General features: G+C 65.9%; 8 protein-coding genes and 3 pseudogenes. 4 read left to right on the top strand and 7 right to left on the bottom strand.

Annotated features, from left to right (window positions below):
- Nucleotides 1-65: 65 nt before the first annotated feature.
- The 3 genes from AC5Y7D_RS27660 to AC5Y7D_RS27650 are packed head-to-tail and all read right to left on the bottom strand — an operon-like array spanning nucleotide 66 to nucleotide 3,243.
- Nucleotides 66-812: a PP2C family protein-serine/threonine phosphatase gene (locus tag AC5Y7D_RS27660; protein ID WP_499929121.1), complete on the bottom strand. Its 747-nt coding sequence runs from the start codon at nucleotides 810-812 to the stop codon at nucleotides 66-68.
- The gene (locus AC5Y7D_RS27655) at nucleotides 809-2,266 is read right to left on the bottom strand and encodes an AMP-binding protein (RefSeq protein ID WP_499929119.1); all 1,458 of its coding nucleotides are present in this window, start codon (nucleotides 2,264-2,266) and stop codon (nucleotides 809-811) included. The genes AC5Y7D_RS27660 and AC5Y7D_RS27655 overlap by 4 nt, the downstream gene beginning before the upstream one ends.
- The gene (locus AC5Y7D_RS27650; RefSeq protein ID WP_499929117.1) at nucleotides 2,263-3,243 is read right to left on the bottom strand and encodes a phosphotriesterase family protein; all 981 of its coding nucleotides are present in this window, start codon (nucleotides 3,241-3,243) and stop codon (nucleotides 2,263-2,265) included. The genes AC5Y7D_RS27655 and AC5Y7D_RS27650 overlap by 4 nt, the downstream gene beginning before the upstream one ends.
- A 127-nt stretch (nucleotides 3,244-3,370) precedes the next feature.
- Here AC5Y7D_RS27650 and AC5Y7D_RS27645 point away from each other — a divergent pair, with 127 nt between their 5' ends.
- The 4 genes and pseudogenes from AC5Y7D_RS27645 (at nucleotide 3,371) to AC5Y7D_RS27630 (ending at nucleotide 9,347) form a co-directional block, all read left to right on the top strand.
- Nucleotides 3,371-5,068 (top strand): acyl-CoA dehydrogenase family protein, encoded by a 1,698-nt coding sequence (locus AC5Y7D_RS27645; protein ID WP_499929115.1) that lies wholly within the window; start codon nucleotides 3,371-3,373, stop codon nucleotides 5,066-5,068.
- Nucleotides 5,069-5,476: 408 nt separating this feature from the next.
- Nucleotides 5,477-6,163: pseudogene (locus AC5Y7D_RS27640) on the top strand (TetR/AcrR family transcriptional regulator).
- Nucleotides 6,162-6,471 (top strand): annotated as a pseudogene (locus tag AC5Y7D_RS27635) (R2-like ligand-binding oxidase); the annotation flags it as partial. The pseudogenes AC5Y7D_RS27640 and AC5Y7D_RS27635, both read left to right, overlap by 2 nt.
- A 317-nt stretch (nucleotides 6,472-6,788) precedes the next feature.
- On the top strand, nucleotides 6,789-9,347 hold the full coding sequence (locus AC5Y7D_RS27630; protein WP_499929113.1) for a PE family protein: 2,559 nt from the start codon (nucleotides 6,789-6,791) through the stop codon (nucleotides 9,345-9,347).
- Nucleotides 9,348-9,443: 96 nt separating this feature from the next.
- Here the strand turns inward: AC5Y7D_RS27630 and AC5Y7D_RS27625 are convergent.
- The 4 genes and pseudogenes from AC5Y7D_RS27625 to AC5Y7D_RS27610 all read right to left on the bottom strand — a co-directional run.
- Nucleotides 9,444-9,635: pseudogene (locus AC5Y7D_RS27625) on the bottom strand (aldehyde dehydrogenase family protein); the annotation flags it as partial.
- Between the two features lie 405 nt (nucleotides 9,636-10,040).
- Nucleotides 10,041-10,340 (bottom strand): TPR repeat domain-containing protein, encoded by a 300-nt coding sequence (locus AC5Y7D_RS27620; protein ID WP_499929132.1) that lies wholly within the window; start codon nucleotides 10,338-10,340, stop codon nucleotides 10,041-10,043.
- Nucleotides 10,280-10,507, bottom strand: a complete 228-nt coding sequence (locus AC5Y7D_RS27615) for a TPR repeat domain-containing protein (RefSeq protein ID WP_499929130.1) — start codon at nucleotides 10,505-10,507, stop codon at nucleotides 10,280-10,282. The genes AC5Y7D_RS27620 and AC5Y7D_RS27615 overlap by 61 nt, the downstream gene beginning before the upstream one ends.
- A gap of 321 nt (nucleotides 10,508-10,828) precedes the next feature.
- Entirely contained in the window at nucleotides 10,829-17,716 is a 6,888-nt protein-coding gene (locus AC5Y7D_RS27610) for an amino acid adenylation domain-containing protein (RefSeq protein ID WP_499929128.1), read from the bottom strand.
- Between the last annotated feature and the right edge of the window lie 82 nt (nucleotides 17,717-17,798).

The raw sequence follows: 17,798 nt of genomic DNA, 5'->3' as shown, positions 1-17,798 counted from the left end.
GAAGTCGAAGATGTTCGCCTGATGCCGAGCCCGGTCTCACACCTTAGCCAGTCCGTTTCGGTAGGTCAGTCGCCAGAGACGTCGACCACCAGCGCAGTGACGTTGTCCGGTGCGCCGGCGCCGCGGGCGGCCGCAATGAGGGCGGCGCACACTTCGCCGGGATCATCGTGCTTGCCTACGATCCGCGTCAGCGTCCCCTGGTCGACGACGCCGTGCAAACCGTCGGTGCACAACAGGATCCGGTCACCGTCCGACAGCTCCTGGCCGGCGGCATCGGCATTTGCGGGTGGCTTCATCCCCATGTACCGCGTCACGACGTTGCGCACCCGCAGGTTGCCGGCATCCTCGGCCTGCACCTGGTGGGCGTCAACCAGGGACTGCACCAGGGTGTGGTCGCGAGTGAGTTGGGTCAGCGCACCGTCGCGGTACAGGTAGGCGCGGCTGTCGCCCAGATGGGCGATCAGGGCCCGCGCGCCCACGACGACGACGGTCACCAGGGTGCTGTTGGCGCCGGCGAACCGGGCATCGGTTTGTGCCTTGGCGTGCAGGTCGTCGGAGAGTCGGGAGACGGCCTGGGCCAGGCGCTCGGCCGCATCGGATGCCTCGCGCAGCTCGGGCGGAAGGTGGCGGGCGACGTAGCCGGGAAGGACATCGACCATGGTCTGGGCCGCCAGCGCACCGTCTCGGCTGCCGCCCACGCCGTCGGCCACGATGAACAGTCGCTGCTCGGCGTCCGCGCCCCACCGGTCCTGGTTCTCGGATCGTTCGCAGCCGACGTCGCTCAGTGCCGAGTAGCGGCTGGCATCCATCATGGGCCCCCAACCTGCAGTCGCGCGATCACGGCGTCGCGCACCGCCGTGCGACGGGCCTTGCCGGCATCGTCTCGCAGTGGGGCATCGACGAATTCAACGATACGGGGCACCTTGTACGCCGCAAGTCGGTCGCCGACGAAACGCTGCACGGCCGCGGCGTCCGGGGCCGACCCGCTCAGGGTGTGTACCAACGCGTACGGCACCTGGCCCATGTCGTCGTCCGGTACGCCAACGACCAAGCAGGACAATACTTCCGGATGAGCGGACAGCGCGTTCTCGATCTCGGCGGGGTAGACGTTGCGGCCGCCGACGGTGAACATGTCGACCCTGCGGTCCGACAGGTACAGAAATCCGTCGGTGTCGAAATAGCCCAGATCGCCCAGCGAGTCCCAGCCGTCGCGCGACTTCGCGGTGGTGCCCACGTAGCGATAGGTCGGCGCGCTGCCGGGATTGGGGCGCATGTAGATCTCTCCCACGACGCCGGGCGGGCACGGATTGCCGTCGTCGTCGAGGACCTGCATCTGACCGCTCACCACCGGGCCCACCGAGCCCGGGTGGGCCAGCCACTGGTCGCCGGAGATGAACGTCAGGGCCTGTAATTCGGTGCCCCCGTAGAGTTCCCACACCTTCTCGGGCCCGAGTATGTCGATCCAGGCCTGCTTGACCGCCGGTGGGCACGGTGCGGCGAGGTGCCACATCCGCCGCAGCGACGACAGGTCATACGACGCCGGGTCGGCGCGGTACACGGGAAGCAGCCGCTGCATGATCGTCGGTACCGTCACCAGGAAGGTGACGCGGTAGCGTCCGATGGCTTGCAAGAATTCGTGCGGGTCGAATCGGCTCAGCAACACCAGGTGCTGGCGCATGATCAGCGCGATCAGGGCGGTGGTGAACCCGGTGTTGTGCGTCAGCGGCACCGGAACCAAGGTGATGTCGCCCTCCTGCATACCCAGTGGGTAACCGATCGCGGGCGGAACCCGGCTGTCCTGACCCGCTTCGATGAGTTTGGGCCGCCCGGTGCTGCCGCCGGAAGCCATCGATTTCCAACACGGCGACACCGCTTCGGGCAGCGCGGCGTCCGTGGTGTGCGGAACGAAATCCGAGGGAACGCTGGGGATTTCGGGATGGTCCCGACCCACCAGCAATGCGGGGCGTCGCAGCCCCAGCAGGCCCTCGAACTCAGCGTCGGGCAGCCGCGGCGATAACGGTTGCGGCACCGCTCCCAGCTTCCAGCACGCCACCGCCGCCTGTATCCATTCCACTGAGTTGGGCAGCGCGATCGTCACGTAGTCCCCGACACCGACGCCGCGTTCGGCGTAGGCGCGCGCCAGCCGGTTGGTGGACAGGTCGAGTTCTGACCGGCTGAGGGTATGTCCGTCGCAGCTGATCGCCGGTTCGTCAGGCGCGAGCGCGGCCAGCTGCGAAATCTGGGTACCGATCGGCGGGACCGTCACTGATAGGCGCCCTGCCGATCGAAGATCTTGCGCGGGTTCTCCACGAGCATCGTGTGGATCTGGTCATCGGTGACGCCACGCTGCTTGAGCGCGGGAATGACGTCGTTGTGGATGTGCAGGTAGTGCCAGTTGGGCGCCATTTGCGGGACCAGCTCCTCGGGCAGCGCGTCGAAGTAACAGTTGGCGTCGTGGGAGAGCACCATCTTGTCGGCGTGCCCGCGCTCGCACATGGTGGCAACTATTTGAACGCGCTCCTCGAACGGCAACAGCACGTCCAGGCCGAACCGGTCCATGCCCAGGTAGGACCCGGCGGAAATCAGCTCTTCGAGGTAGCCGACGTCGGTGCTGTCGCCCGAGTGCCCGATGATCACCCGGGTCAGGTCCACACCTTCCTCTTCGAAGATGCGCTGCTGCTCGAGTCCGCGGCGCAGCCCGGCGTGAGTGTGCGTGGAGATCGGTACCCCGGTGCGCTTGTGGGCCTGGGCGACGGCGCGCAACACCCGTTCGACCCCCGGGGTGATGCCGGGTTCGTCGGTGGCGCATTTGAGGATGCCGGCCTTGATGCCGGTATCGGCGATGCCCTGCTCGATGTCGCGGACGAACATGTCGGTCATGATCTCGGGGCCGTCGAGCATGCCGCCCGGTCCTTCGTAGTGGAACCGGAACGGAATGTCGTTGTAGGTGTAAAGGCCGGTCGCCACAACGATATTCAGCTCGGTGGCGGCCGCCACCCGGGCAATGCGCGGAATGTAGCGACCCAGCCCGATCACGGTGAGATCGACGATGGTGTCCACGCCGCGGGCCTTCAGCTCGTCGAGGCGGGCTACGGCGTCGGCCACCCGCTTGTCCTCGTCGCCCCAGGCTTCCGGATAGTTCAGCGCGATTTCGGTGGTCATGATGAAGACGTGCTCGTGCATGAGCGTGACGCCGAGATCTGCGGTATCGAGGGTTCCCCGAGCCGTATTTAGTTCTGACACGTCTTTGATGCTAGGTCGCCGCCGGGGCATTTTTAAGACCTACCATCGCCGTCGTTGTTCCGGCTACCGCCGGTATTGCAGTACGGTCTATCCGTCCCGAATCCGAAATCGCTCTGGAGCCATCCTCATGCTGCTCAATCCCAACAAACTGCAACGCAAGTACCCGGATGCCCGCTCGGGGGAGATCATGCAGGCCACCGTGGACTTCTTCGAGAACCGGGGCAAGCAGAAGCTCAAGCACGACGACCACGAGCGCACCTGGTATTCGGACTTTCTCAATCACATCGGACAGAACCGCATCTTCGCCTCGCTGCTGACCCCGGCCGAGTACGGTGCTGACGACTGCCGGTGGGACACCTACCGAATCAGTGAATTCGCCGAGATCATCGGCTTCTACGGGCTGAGCTACTGGTACCCGTTCCAGGTGACCGCTCTGGGCCTGGGCCCGATCTGGATGAGCGACAACGAGGACGCCAAGCGCAAAGCCGCCGCGCAGCTGGAACAGGGTGAGGTGTTCGCCTTCGGCCTGTCGGAGCAGACCCACGGCGCCGACGTGTACCAAACCGACCTGATCCTCACCCCGTCCGAACACGGCTGGGTCGCCAACGGCGAGAAGTACTACATCGGTAACGCCAACGTGGCGCGGATGGTCTCCACGTTCGGCAAGATCGGGGAGTCCGAAGAGTACGTCTTCTTCGCCGCCGATTCCCAGCACGACCGGTATGAGTGCAAGAAGAACGTCGTCAACTCGCAGAACTTCGTGGCGAATTACGCGCTGCACGACTACCCGGTCACCGAGGCCGACCTGCTGCACCGCGGGATGGGCGCCTTTTACGCAGCGCTCAACACGGTCAACGTCTGCAAGTACAACCTGGGCTGGGGCGCGGTCGGCATGTGCACCCACGCCTTCTACGAATCCATCACCCACGCGGCCAACCGCCACCTCTACGGCACCGTCGTCACCGACTTCAGCCACGTGCGCCGGCTGCTCACCGACGCCTACGCCCGGCTGGTCGCCATGCGGCTGGTGTGCACCCGGGCGTCGGATTACATGCGCAGTGCGTCCGCTGACGACCGCCGCTACCTGCTGTACAGCCCGCTGACCAAGGCCAAGGTCACCAGCGAGGGCGAGCGGGTGATCACCGCGCTGTGGGACGTCATCGCCGCCAAGGGCGTGGAGAAGGACACCTTCTTCGAGACGGTGGCACGCGAGATCGGCCTGCTGCCCCGGCTGGAAGGCACCGTCCACATCAATATCGGGTTGTTGGCCAAGTTCATGCCGAATTTCCTCTTCGCCCCGGACGGCGCGCTGCCGCTGATCGGCCGGCGCGACGACGCGGCCGACGACACGTTCCTGTTCAACCAGGGGCCGACCGGCGGGTTGGGCAAGGTCCGGTTCCACGACTGGCGGGCGCCGTTGGACAGCTACGGCCATTTGCCGAACGTGGCGCTGCTGCGGGAGCAGATCGACGTGCTGGCCGAGATGCTCGCCGGCGCCACTCCGGATGCGGCGCAACAGAAGGACGTCGACTTCGCCTTCGGCGTGGGCCAGATCTTCGCGCTGGTGCCCTACGCGCAGCTGATCCTGGAGGAAGCGCCGCTGTCCGGGGTCGACGAGGCGCTGCTCGACGAGATCTTCGGGCTGCTGGTGCGCGACTTCAACAGTTACGCCGTCGAACTGCACGACAAGGCCGCGACCACCGAACAGCAGGCCGCCTTCGCGCTGCGCATGATCCGGCGTCCGGCCAACGACCCGGCGCGCTACGACACGGTGTGGAAGGATTTCGTGCTGCCCCTCAACGGCGCGTACGAGATGCGTCCGTGATGCGCGCGTAGGGCGAGGAAAAGCCGTACCCCTCCGAAATCGCCGAAACACCTTGCGCCAGTTGACGTTCGGGTAGATTACGCGCTGCTCGTAAGCAGGTGCAGGGCTGTCGGGAGCTCAATAATGTTGAGGCGTAACGAGTCGTTCTGGAATGCTGTTCCGGAATTCGTCGCGGCAGCGGTTGGCGCCTATGCGTACGCCGGCGGTGCCGCCGGAAACGCGGGACTGTGGGCAACAGTGGCGGCCGTCCAACACCTCACGGGAGCTACGGCGCTGCGGGCATCCATGGCGCGGGCGGCGTGCACGGAGCCTCCGGCACCTCCGGCTTCACGTCCAGCCGCCGACCTACCCTTGGCTGTGAGGTGTCTCACACTAGGATGACCAGCGGTCACGATACGAGGAGGGGTCATGCCCACGGTGACTTGGGCGCGGGTCGACCCGGCTCGGCGCGCCGCCATCGAGTAAGCCGCAGAGGCCGAATTCGGCGCGCACGGATTTTCCAATGGCAGCCTGAACGTCATCGCCCGCCGCGCGGGGGTCGCCAAGGGCAGCCTGTTTCAGTACTTCGCGGACAAGCGTGACCTTTTTGCGTACATCGCCGATCTCGGCAGCCAGCGGGTGCGGGCCTGCATGGAGCAGCTCATTCGCGAGCTGGACCCGAGCCGGCCGTTCTTTGAGTTCCTGGTCGACGTGCTCGACGGCTGGGTCGCTTATTACGCCGAGCATCCGCGGGAACGGGCGTTGCACGCCGCGGCCACCTTGGAGGTCGACACCGATGCGCGCATTAGCGTGCGCAGCGTCATCCACCGCCATTACCTGGAAGTGCTGCGGCCGCTGGTGCACGCCGCGCAGGTCCGCGGCGACCTGCGTCCCGATTCCGACAATGACGCGTTGTTGTCGTTGCTGCTCATGATCTTTCCCCACTTGGCGCTGGCCCCCTACATGCGTGGCCTGGATCCCGTCCTCGGACTCGACGAGCCCACGCCCGAGCAGCCGGCCCTGGCGGTGCGCCGCCTCGTTGCAGTGCTGGCCGCGGCATTCTCCGGCCAGCATCCCACGGTCGACCCGGCCCAGCGATCAGAGCAGATCAGCTGACTGCCTCGACGCCCTCTCGATCGATCCGTCGCCGCCGCTCAGGTGTGGGCATCCGTCACCTGGAACCACATCGATAAGGCAAGTTGGCGCTGACCGGCTACTAAACGTGGAACAGGATTTGCGTCGAGCGCAGCATCCCGCCCGCTACGCAGGAGTTGAACATCCTCCGTTTGACCTGTCGGTGGATGACATGTTGCAGTACTCCAACGACAAGGGCATGCGCCGCTTGGAGACCATCGGCGGGCGCGCGTGGTCGCACCGTGAGCGAGATGGACCTCGACTACTCGTCGGTGCAGCAGGAGGACTGATGTAATCACGACCGGCAGAGCGGTCCCACCCTGCTCGGGTAGCAGCCACTGATGTTGCTTACCGGCGGCTGATCGCCGAGCGCAGCATCACATCATCGAATCGGCTCTGGCGATCCTCCCGGCCGCCAGCCACACCCTGAAGCTCACCACCCCAACTTTCCCGAAGCACACTCCGGCCCGCCGGACCCCGGCGACTGGAACAGCACCGCGCTGCTGTCGCTCCAAACAGCCTGAACAGGCATTTCACGATCTCCGCAGGAGTTCGGAAAAGCGCTTCGGCTACATGGTCGGCAACATGACGTGGTCGGAGGTCGTTGATGATGTTTGTGCTTGTGCTGCCCGAGGTGCTGGCGACAGCGACGAGCGATTTGGCGGGGTTGGGCACCGCGCTGGCGGGCGCCAACACGGCCGCAGCCGCCCGAACCACGGGACTTCTGGCGGCGGCTGACGATGAAGTGTCGGTGGCCATCGCCGCACTGCTTTCTGCGCACGCCCAGGACTATCAGACCGTCAGCATGCGGGCCGCGGAGTATCACGGCCAGTTCTTGCAGAGCCTGACCGCTGGTGTCGGCGCCTATGCCGCCGCGGAGGCCGCCAACGCGTCACCTCTGCAGGGTTTGCTCGATGCGGTTAACGGCCCGGTTCGGGCAATTACCGGGCGTCCGCTTATCGGCAACGGCGAGTCCGGGGCACCGGGAACGGGGCAGGAGGGAGCACCGGGCGGTTGGTTGCTCGGTGATGGTGGTGCAGGCGGGTCCGGTGCGGCGGGCCAGCGTGGCGGCAATGGCGGGGCCGCGGGGTTGTTCGGCACTGGCGGGGCCGGTGGTGGCGGCGGAACGGTGAACACCGGTGCCGGTGGTGCCGGTGGCACCGGAGGCGCCGGCGGGTGGCTGTGGGGCAACGGTGGCGCGGGCGGTACGGGTGCAAACGGCTCCTTGGGCCCCGGCGGCAATGGCGGGGCAGGCGGAGTCGGGGGGTTGTTCGGCGCCGGCGGCAACGGCGGTGCGGGTGGATTCGGTGTCGGCGGCGGTACCGGTGGTGCCGGTGGTGCCGGTGGCCTGCTGGGTGGTCTGATCGGCGCCGGTGGCGGCAACGGCGGTGTCGGGGGGACCGGCGCCGGCCCGGGCACCGGTGGGGCCGGCGGTGCCGGCGGAAACGCCGGCTGGCTCGGCGGGCCCGGTGGCGCCGGAGGTGCCGGCGGGTCTGCGCCAATCCTCGCCGCCGGGGCTGGCGGGCACGGTGGTAACGCTGGGCTGCTCTTCGGGCCCGGTGGTCCCGGTGGCACTGGCGGGTCGAGCGCCGCTGGCATGGGTGGGGCCGGCGGGGCGGGCGGCAACGCTGGCCTGCTGTTCTCCAGTGGCGGTGCCGGTGGGGCCGGAGGTTCCAGCAACTACGGTGGTGGCGGGGCGGGCGGACACGGCGGCAATGCCGGCTTGCTGGGCAACGGGGGCATCGGTGGGGCGGGCGGGTCGAGCCTGTTCCTCGACTCCGGGGGGGCCGGCGGCGACGGCGGTAGGGGCGGCGTCTTGATGGGCAGCGGCGGAGCCGGTGGAACCGGCGGCGCCGGCCCGGTCAGCGGCGGACGCGGCGGGGCCGGCGGCGACGCCACTCTCATTGGCAACGGCGGCAACGGCGGAGTAGGCGGAACCGGCAGGACCCCCGGCCAAGCCGGCTTCGGCGGAACCGCGGGCCTGCTGTTGGGACTCGACGGCTTCAACGCCCCGGTCAGCGCCTCGCCCCTGCACGCTTTGCAGCAGCAGACGCTCAATGCGGTCAATGCGCCCGTTCAGGCCCTCACCGGGCGGCCGCTGATCGGCAACGGCGCTCCCGGCGCAGCGGGCAGCGGACTGAACGGATCAGCTGGCGGTTGGTTACTCGGGGACGGCGGGGCCGGCGGATCGGGCGGCCAGGGTCTGCCCGGCGGAGCCGGTGGTGCCGCCGGTCTGTGGGGGTCCGGCGGCGGTGGGGGTGCTGGCGGCAATTCGTTGCTGGCGGGTGGCGGTGCCGGTGGCGCGGGCGGGGCCGGCGGGTGGTTGTTGGGTGACGGCGGAACGGGCGGTTCGGGCGGCGCTTCGACGTTCAGCCAGGCCGGTTCCGGTGGGGCCGGTGGGATCGGTCGGTTCCTCGGCGCCGGCGGTATCGGGGGAGCCGGTGGACTGGATATCGCCGGGACCGGCGGAAACGGTGGCTCCGGCGGTCGCGGCGGACTGGTCGCCGGCCTGGTCGGCGCGGGCGGCGGCAACGGAGGAGTCGGCGGGCAGGGCAATTGGGCCGGTGCCGGCGGCGCTGGAGGAAGCGCGTGGCTGCTGGGCAACGGTGGCACCGGCGGGGCCGGCGGGTACGCCGGCGGGACCGGCGGCGCCGGGGGAGCCGGCGGCGCTGGTGGTCTGCTCTTTGGTGGCGGTGGGCAGGGCGGGATGGGTGGATTCGGCAGCTCCGGCGGCGCCGGCGGGCACGGCGGGGCCGCCGGCCTGTTCATCTCCAGCGGCGGGGCCGGCGGGACGGGTGGGTTCGGTGTCGATGTCAGCGGCGCAGGCGGGCGCGGGGGCAACGCCGTGCTGCTGGGCTACGGCGGCGTCGGCGGCGCCGGGGGCGTCGCGGTCAGTGTGTTCGGTGGCGGCGGATCCGGTGGAGCCGGTGGTCATGCCGGCCTGTTGTTCGGCATCGGTGGCGCCGGCGGCGCCGGCGGCTCCGGGTTACCGGACGCCGCACGTGGCGGCGGTTCCGGCGGCCTGGGTGGCAACGCCGTGTTGTTCGGGAACGGCGGTAACGGTGGCAATGGCGGCACTGGCGTGAACAACGGCAATGCCGGTGTCGGCGGCGATTCCGGGCTGTTCGGCGCGACCGGTATCGACGGGCTCTCATTCGACCCCTAGATCGCTGGCTGCAGCCCAAGTCCGGCGACCGACCGACCGCGCGCCGGGGTCACTCCACCGTTTGCCCCCGGCGGCTTCGGCGGTGTCGCTCTTGCCGATCCAGACCGTCTTGGCGTTGCAGAACTCGCGAATGCCCAGGCCCGCCAGCTCGCGGCCATAACCTGACCGCTTGACGCCGCCGAACGACAACTCCGGGTACGACACCGTCATTCCGTTGATGAAGACGGCCCCCGCCACGATGTCGTCGATGAAGCGCTGCTGCTCGTCCTCGTCCTGGGTCCCGGTGTTGCCGATTGTCCCTCGCTATAGCCGACGTGCCATCGCGAATACAGTTCGAGTTGGGGCGAATTCGGTTTCGGCCATAATTGATCGATGGAGCCGGGGCGACTCAGGACGTCATTCCAGTCCGGCAATCCGTCGGGACCGAAGAGGCCGCCGAATCGACCGGTATCCACCGGATGGTTGCGCAGATACCCCAGCAACATGGCGTATTTCAGTGGAACCGGTATCTCCATGTTCTGGTTGCGTATGTCAGACAGTTTCGACATGTCGGGATTCACCACGTTTGCGACAGGCTGCTGGAACAGCAATCCGGAATCGGGTACCAGAGCCTTGAGGAACGGCGCCAACTCCCAGTTGAGCGATGCCAGTCCGACCCCGAGTTTCACCAATTCACAGGTGTGCTTCAGGTCGTCATAGTGCGGTTGGTGAGTCCGCGGTCGATGTCGGTTCCCATGCGCGGGTTTTGTCGCCGTTGTCCATGAAGCGGGTGAACTCCTGCAGTTCGCGACCTCTCGGGAAAAGGTAACCACCGCCTTTTCCAACGTCACTGCGCAACACCGTGACCAGCTTGTCCCTGAGCAGACTCTGGACCTGGGGTGGCAGGGTGCTCATGCCGCCGGTCTCCAGTTTGTCGCCGACCTGGGAATTACTCATGATCTGCATCGAATTTGCGAGGGATCCCGGACGAACTGCCTTGTCCCGGAATCCAATTGGCTCCCGAGGCTGCTGATCTGCTCGACGCTCATCCCGTTCATCCCCTCCATCAGGGAATGCAGGTAGGTGTACTGATTCTGCGGTATGTGGACATGCTCGCCCCGCCCAGTTCGGCCAGCTCGCCGGCGGTGGGCGTTTTGCCTGAGGTGAGCTCGTTGAGCAATTCATCCTGACACCGCCGAGGCGGCGGCCCACGCCTGCGCAGCGAAGTCCTGGAGTGTCGCATCGGTTGGCGAGCCAGGGCATGCGACCGCGGTCGGCATTGATACCGCGGACCCGCTTCTCAGGTCGTTACTGATCTGTGAGATCTGTTGGCCTGCGCTAGAGTTCCTCCGGCGTGACTTGGAACACGCCGCCACCCGAACCAGCCCGCCGCCCATCGTGATCTCGTCCTCAGCAACGGTTGGCCCACCCCGTACGCGTCGCTTTCCCGAGAGTACCCTGGCCTACCGGCCTAACTTGGCACGCTTTCTGCGGTGCCGGTTTCAGATCAGTCCGAGCAACTTCAGATCGGTGGCGTACTTGACGATGATCGGCGCGGTGATCCGTGGGATGTCGTTGTCAGGGCCGATTTTGGCCTCTTGAACCGCGGCTCGAAACAGTTCGTTCGGCGCGATCGAACCGCGTGGGGGCGGTGGAGGGTCCGGTTGATCCTGCGTCAGTAGCATCAGCGGCAGCAGCGAGCACTCGCGCTGTTTATCCGGCAGGCTGCGCAGTCTGTTTTCCAGCTTTTGCAACCATTGGCAGTAGTCCCCGACCCGCCGGATCGGGTAACCGGCCTCGATCAGCCAGTCGACGAATCTGTCGAGACCGGCGCCGTCGTCGTGCGGATTCATCACGTGATAGGTGTGAAACCCGTCGGCCACCTGTGCGCCGAGCGTGCTGATCGCCTCGGCCACGAATTCGACAGGGAGGCCGTCGAAATGGGCACGCTGCGGCTGCCCGTCCGCGTCGAGCTGGTAGAACGAGTTGGGCGCCATGCCGGTGGTGATCACACTCATCATCAACCGGGTGAAGTTATCCGGCAGGTTGAGTTGGCCAGCGTAGCTGGTGTCGGCGATAATCCCGGCGCAGCGGAACACCGCGACTGGCAGGCCGCAATCGTCGTGTGCCTCCCGCAGCAGGACTTCGCCGGCCCATTTGCTGTTGGCGTAGCCGTTTGCGTAGTCGTGATTACATGAGCGAGTCGGGCTGACGACCCGGATGTCGGCGGCCTCGGTAAACACCGACCGGTCGAGCGGCTCGCCCACCGACCCAGTCGACACGTACAGGTAGGGCTTCAGGCGCGTGGTCAGCGCCAGCCGGATCAGCTCGGCCGTGCCCACCGTGTTGGGCCCGAACAGCTGGCTGTAGGGCAGTAAGTGGTGGACTCGGGCCGCAGGGTCGACGATGAGGTCGACAGAGTCTGCCAGCCGCTGCCACGTTGGCAAGTCCAGACCCAGCAGCGGCCGGCTCTTGTCGGCGGCGATCACTTCCAGATGGTCGGCGGCCAGTTCCCGGTAGTGAGCGAACAGCTTCGGATCGGTGTCAAAGGTGTCATCCAGCCGTCGCCGTGCGTGTTGATCGGACTCGGCTCGCACGATACAGATCAGGGTGCCGCCGTTCAGTTCCATCCGCCGCAACCAGTCCAGCGTGAGATATCGCCCCAGAAAGCCGGTGGCGCCGGTCAGGAATACCGTTTGCGCCGGGATGCCGCACCGTGGCAGATTCGGCGCCTCTGCCAGCGTCGTGGCGTCGATGAACTTGTCGAGGGTGAGTTCGCGCGCGTGCACCTCGGCGGAACCGTGGCCGTGCACGGACGCGAAGGTGGGCAGTTGGAGGTGTTCGGTGCCAGGTGCGGCGGTGCCTGCGCTGTCGCGGGCGTACTGGACGACGATCGGTGTCGCGATCACCTCGCGGACGCCGTCATCCGTCCCGCTGTGGTCCTGGCTGGCGAACCGGGCTACCTGGGCCAGCCCGGCAATGCTCTGAGCGGTGAAGACATCACGCGGTGAGCAGCTGATTCCGGCGGCCTGTGCCCGGGCGGCGACTTGGATCGCCAGGATGCTGTCGCCGCCCAGGTCGAAGAAGGAGTCGTCGATGCCGACCCGGTCTATGCCGAGTATCTCGGCATAGACGGTGGCCAGCATGCCTTCCATGGCGGTGGTGGGGGCGCGGTATGTGTCTGTGTCGCCGTACTGAGGAGCAGGCAGGGCTTGGGTGTCCAATTTGTCGTTGACGGTCAACGGCAGCGCCTGCAGCGCTACGACGGCGGCGGGCACCATGTACGGCGGGAACCTGGTAGCCAGCGAACGACGGATATCGGCTGGATTTGCGGTACCGGTGAAGTAGGCCACCAGGCGTTTGTCGCCCGGTTGGTCCTGCCGGGCGACCACCACAGCTTGCTCGACCCCGTCGAGTTCGGACAGGACGGTCGCGATTCCGGATGGCTCGATGCGATGTCCGCGGATCTTGACTTGTTCGTCAGCACGCCCCTCGTAGTGCAGCTGGCCGTCGGCGCCCCATCGCACCAGATCCCCCGTCTGATACATCCGTGTGCCGGTCCCGCCGAAGGGGCAGGCCACAAACCGGGATGCGGTCAATCCCGGTCGGCGCCAATACCCACAGGCCACTCCGGTGCCGGCCACGTACAACTCACCGACCACCCCAGCAGGCACCGGGCGCAACCATCTATCGAGCACGAACAACGCCGCACCCGACACCGGGCGACCGATCGGCGGCGACCCCGAGCCCGGTTTCAAGGGCGCACTCATCGATACGTATACCGTGGTCTCGGTCGGGCCGTACAGATTGACCATGACCCGCCCGGCGGCCCATCGGTCCACTACCTCGGCGGGGCAAGCTTCGCCGCCGACCACCAGCGCCGCCGATTCCAGGCCTTCGGTCGGCAAAACCATTACCGCAGAAGGGGTCTGAGTCAACAGATTGACTCTTTCCGAGACTAGCAACGCGTGAAAGTCGTTGGGCGAGTGGGTGATCGACTCTGGGATCACCAACAGCCGCGCGCCGTGCAGGAGTGCGGCCCAAACTTCGAATACCGAATAGTCGAAGGCGTACGAATGACATTGGATTGCCGTTTGACCCGCTGACGGCATGAAAGGTGCTGGTGACGATAGTAATTGGGCGAGGTTGCGGTGAGTAATCGCAACGCCTTTGGGCCTACCGGTGGTACCGGAGGTATAGATGATGTAGGCGATGCTGTCGGCAGAAGGTGCCGGCAACGGTTCTGAAGGATAGCAATCTGTGATCGCCGCGTCATCCACATCGATGATCACCAGGTCAGGTCTTTGCAGTTGGATCGCGAAACTCGCCCTGGTGATCACGGCCGAAGGGATGGCGTTTCCGATGATGAAATCAACGCGGGCGTCGGGTGTGGTCGGGTCGATCGGTAGATAGGCGGCGCCGCTCTTGAGTACCGCCAGCATTGCGACGACGGCCTCAGGGCAGCGCTCCAGTATCAGTCCCACCACATCGCCAGACCTGATCCCCCGACCGACCAAGAGGTGAGCAAGACGGTTAGCAGCTTCATCGAGTTCCCGGTAACTCCGCGACATGCCGTCGAAGGTCAACGCAAGTGCTTCTGGGGCGCGCTGCACCTGGGCGGCAAACAGCGCCGGTATCGATGCCCGCCCGTCGCTGGGCAGGCGGTCGAGAACTGTCCGGTTACTCCACTCATCCAGGGCACCGTGAGCGGCCCGATCCGGTAGTCCGACAGCGGACAACCGTAGTTCGGCGTCGGCGGTCAGCGCACCGAGAATGTGCAGGTAGTAATCAACGATCGCGGTGATCGTGTCGCGATCGAACACGTCAGTGGAGTACTCGACGCTTGCCGGGAGAGGTTGCCGGGCCTTATCCAGCGGTTGTTGCGGGGCGACGATTTCGAATTGGAGATCAAATTTCGCGCCATGCGAATGAGTGCGCATTGATTGCGCCCACAGACCAGGGAACTTCATCGTCGGCAACTGAGTGTTCTGGAAAACGAGAGCCACTTGAAAGAGCGGGTGATGAGCCCCTGAGCGGGTGGGATTCAGTCGTTGCACCACGCGTTCGAAGGGAACGTCTTGATGGTTGTAAGCAGCCAGTGCCTTCTGTCTGACCTGAGCAAGTAATTCGACGAAACTGGGGTTTCCCGCTGTCTCGACGCGCAACACCCAGGTGTTGACGAAAAACCCGACGAGCTCGTAGAGCGCAGCGTCGGTGCGCCCGCTCATGAGGCTACCGATCGTCAAGTCATCGCCGGCGCCAAGTTTGTTCAGCAGCACCGCCAGCGCTGCCTGATAGACCATCGACGCCGTCGCTTCACAACGCTGCGCCAACTGTCTGACTTGTTCCTGCAGATCGGTGTCGACGACGAAATGAACCACATCACCGGCAAACGACTGCTGGGTGGGACGGGGCCGGTCAAACGGCAACGCCGTTTCCTCCGGCGCGCCTTTAAGTTCGGAATACCAGTACGACAGCTGACGGGCCAGCACGCTGGCCGGGTCATCGCTGCTGCCCAGGAACTCTTGTTGCCACAGCGTGTAATCGGCATATTGCAGTGACAGCGGCGACCAACGGGGCTGGTGGCCGTCGCTGCGGTCGGTGTAGGCACGCACCAGGTCAGAAAAGAAAGCGATCATCGAGGCGCCGTCTGCCGCGATGTGATGAATGACGACGACAAGGACGTGTTCGAGGTCCGACGATTTCAATAACTCGGCGCGGATCGGGATCTCGTCGGCCAGGTCGAACAGATAGCTTGCGGCAGTGCATATCTGGCTGGTGATCTGTTGTTCGTCACCGACATCGACGATAGTGAAAACCGGTTCGTATTCGCCGGTCTGCAGTATTCGCTGATACGGAGTGCCCTGCTCGTCAATGATCAGGGTGCGCAAGCTCTCGTGGCGTTCGATCACGTCGCCGATGGCTTCCCGAAGCGCCTGCGCGTCCAGCTCACCGGTCAACCTCACCGCGATGGGAATGTTGTAGATCGGTGTGGAGTCAACAGTCTGTTCGATGAACCACAAGCGGCGTTGGGCAAACGACAACGGCAACCGCGCTGGGCGCGCCTGCGGACCCAGAACCGGGCCAGCCGCATTGGCATCTGATGTGGATCCCGCGTCGGCATCTGTCGTGGCGGCGAGTAGGCCGGCCAAGTGGCGGGCGGCCGCGGCGGGTGTGGGGTGGTCGAAGGCCAGAGTCGCGGGCAGGGGTATTCCGGTGCGGCGGGTCAGCGTGTTGCGGAGTTCAAGTGCGCTCAGCGAGTCCATGCCGAGATCCCTGAACGGAAGGTCGGGATCGAGAGTGGCCGGGTCGCGGTGTGCCAGTACCCCGGCGGTGGTTCTCACAACGACGTCGGTGAGAGTGGCTAGTTGTTGTTGCGGGTTCTGGCCGGCCAACTGTCTGCTCAACGTCTCGGCGGGGGCAGCGGTGGCGGCAAATCGGCGGGCAGTCGTCAGGGCCGACAAGATGATCGGCAAAGCGCCTTGGCGCGCTTCGCGAGCCAGTGCGCGGGCGTTGAACGGGCTCGGGATCAGGTTGGGTCGGCGCAAAGCCAGCGCGGCATCGAACAACGCCAAGCCGTGTTCGACGGTGATGGGAGTCAGGGTGTTACGAGTGAACCGCGCCTGGTCCACCGCATCAAGGTGCGCGGTCATCGCGCTCGCGGTTTGCCAGTATCCCCACGCCAAACTCGTTCCCGGCAATCCGCTGCGGTGCCGTTGTTGAGCCAAGGCATCCAGGGCGGCATTAGCAGCCGCGTAGTTGGCTTGCCCGAGAGCCCCCAGAACTCCTGCAGCCGAGGAGAACATTACGAACGCATCCAGCCCGGCATCCTCGGTGAGCTGATGGAGATGCCAAGCGGCGTCGGCCTTTACGCGCAGTACGTTGGCAAGTTGCTCGCTGGTCAGCTCGCTGAAGACCGCGTCGTCGAGCACTCCGGCGGCGTGGACGACACCAGACAACCGATGCTGGCCGGGAATGCCGGCCAACACCGCAGCCAGTTGATCAACATCGCTGGTGTCGCAGGCGGTGATCCTGACCTCGGCGCCCAGCCCGTGAAGGCGCTCATCAAGATCAGCTGCCCCGGCAGCCTTCATACCGCTGCGCGACACCAAGACCAGATGCCGAACGTCGTAATCCCGTACCAGATGCTCAGCGAAAATCGCACCGAGCGTCCCGGTGCCCCCGGTGATCAACACCGTGCCGTCAGGATCAAACGTGAGGGGGCCCGCGAGTACCCGGGCCGGGGTCAGGCGCGGGGTGTGGACCACACCGTCGCGCAAGGCAACTTGGGGCTCTATGGCGCTTCGCCGGTGCGGATCCGCGAGGGCAGCCAATATCCGTACCAACGTGTCCTTGGCGGCATCGGTGCTGTCGATGTCGACGGTCGTGATGCGGCCTGGGTGTTCGTTCTGTGCGGTATGTACCAACGCCCACACCGCGGCATGAGCCAAGTCGGGGGCGCGGTCCTGGGGGGCTGTGCTGATGGCCCGTCGGGTCACGATCACTAAGTGAGCTTCAGCACTGGGACCGCGGGCCAGCCAGTCTTGCAGCCAAATTAACGTGCGGCGGGTCAACGCATGCATTTGTTGCAGCGGATCGAGGTGCTCTCCTTGAGGCTGCAGCGACGCCATATCCCACACCGTCAACGCCAGCGGCGAATCTACTGCGGCCACATCGGAATACACCCGCTGCGCGGTCGAACTTTCCGGGAAAAGTTCAGGTTGCTCGCTGACCAACGTCCATGCCGGTGGCGCCGTCGGGGCGGGCAATTCCGGCGACAGCGCCGGCCAGGACAATTCGAATAAGCCCTCCTGTGAATTCTCGATCCCGGGCTGAAGAGTGTCGGGGTCAGGCAGAGCTTGCAGCGACAGGGAGTCGATCGTGATGACCGGGGCGCCGGCGGGGTCGGTGGCGTGCAGGGTGAAGGTGTCGGCGTCGGTGCGGGTGAGCTGGACGTGCAGGCAGGTGGCTTCGATCGCGCACAGGGTAACTCCGGCAAAAGCCGATGGAAGTCGCGGCGCGATCGGATCGATGCCAGGGCCGGAGTCATCGAGCGCCGCGAACAACGCGTGCAGCGCGGCATCGAGCAGGGCGGGGTGAATGCCGTAACCCGTGATATCGGTATCGGCCGGCAGGACCACCTCGGCATAAACGGTGTCAGGCAGCCCCGGATGGCGGCCGACTCCCCGCAACGAGCGAAAGGCGCCGTCGTAATGCAGCCGGTACTGGGCCAGCTGCTGATAGAAAACGTCTTGATCCACGGCGGCTACGACCGCTTCACTATTCGACGCTGGCGAAGACCGCTCAGGGGGGCGGTTGCTCAGTAAGCCGCTGGCATGCGCGGTCCAACTCGTTCGGCTGTGCGGGTGATCACCGGTGCGGGCGTGCACGGTGAAGGCCCGCCGCCCGTGTTCGTCGAAAGGGTGCACGCTGATCTGCAGATCAGTCGCGGCGCCTGGCTTAAGGACCAGT

The sequence above is a fragment of the Mycobacterium sp. NGS49 genome, from assembly GCF_059812565.1.
The sequence above is the reverse complement of the archived record's forward strand: the minus strand, read 5'-3'. Positions and strand labels throughout refer to the sequence as shown.

What these genes read in the sequence shown, in the direction of transcription:
- AC5Y7D_RS27630 (WP_499929113.1), top strand. Translation starts at nt 6,789, where the DNA reads ATGATGTTTGTGCTTGTGCTGCCCGAGGTGCTGGCGACAGCGACGAGC.
- AC5Y7D_RS27645 (WP_499929115.1), top strand. Translation starts at nt 3,371, where the DNA reads ATGCTGCTCAATCCCAACAAACTGCAACGCAAGTACCCGGATGCCCGC.
- AC5Y7D_RS27660 (WP_499929121.1), bottom strand. Translation starts at nt 812, where the DNA reads ATGATGGATGCCAGCCGCTACTCGGCACTGAGCGACGTCGGCTGCGAA.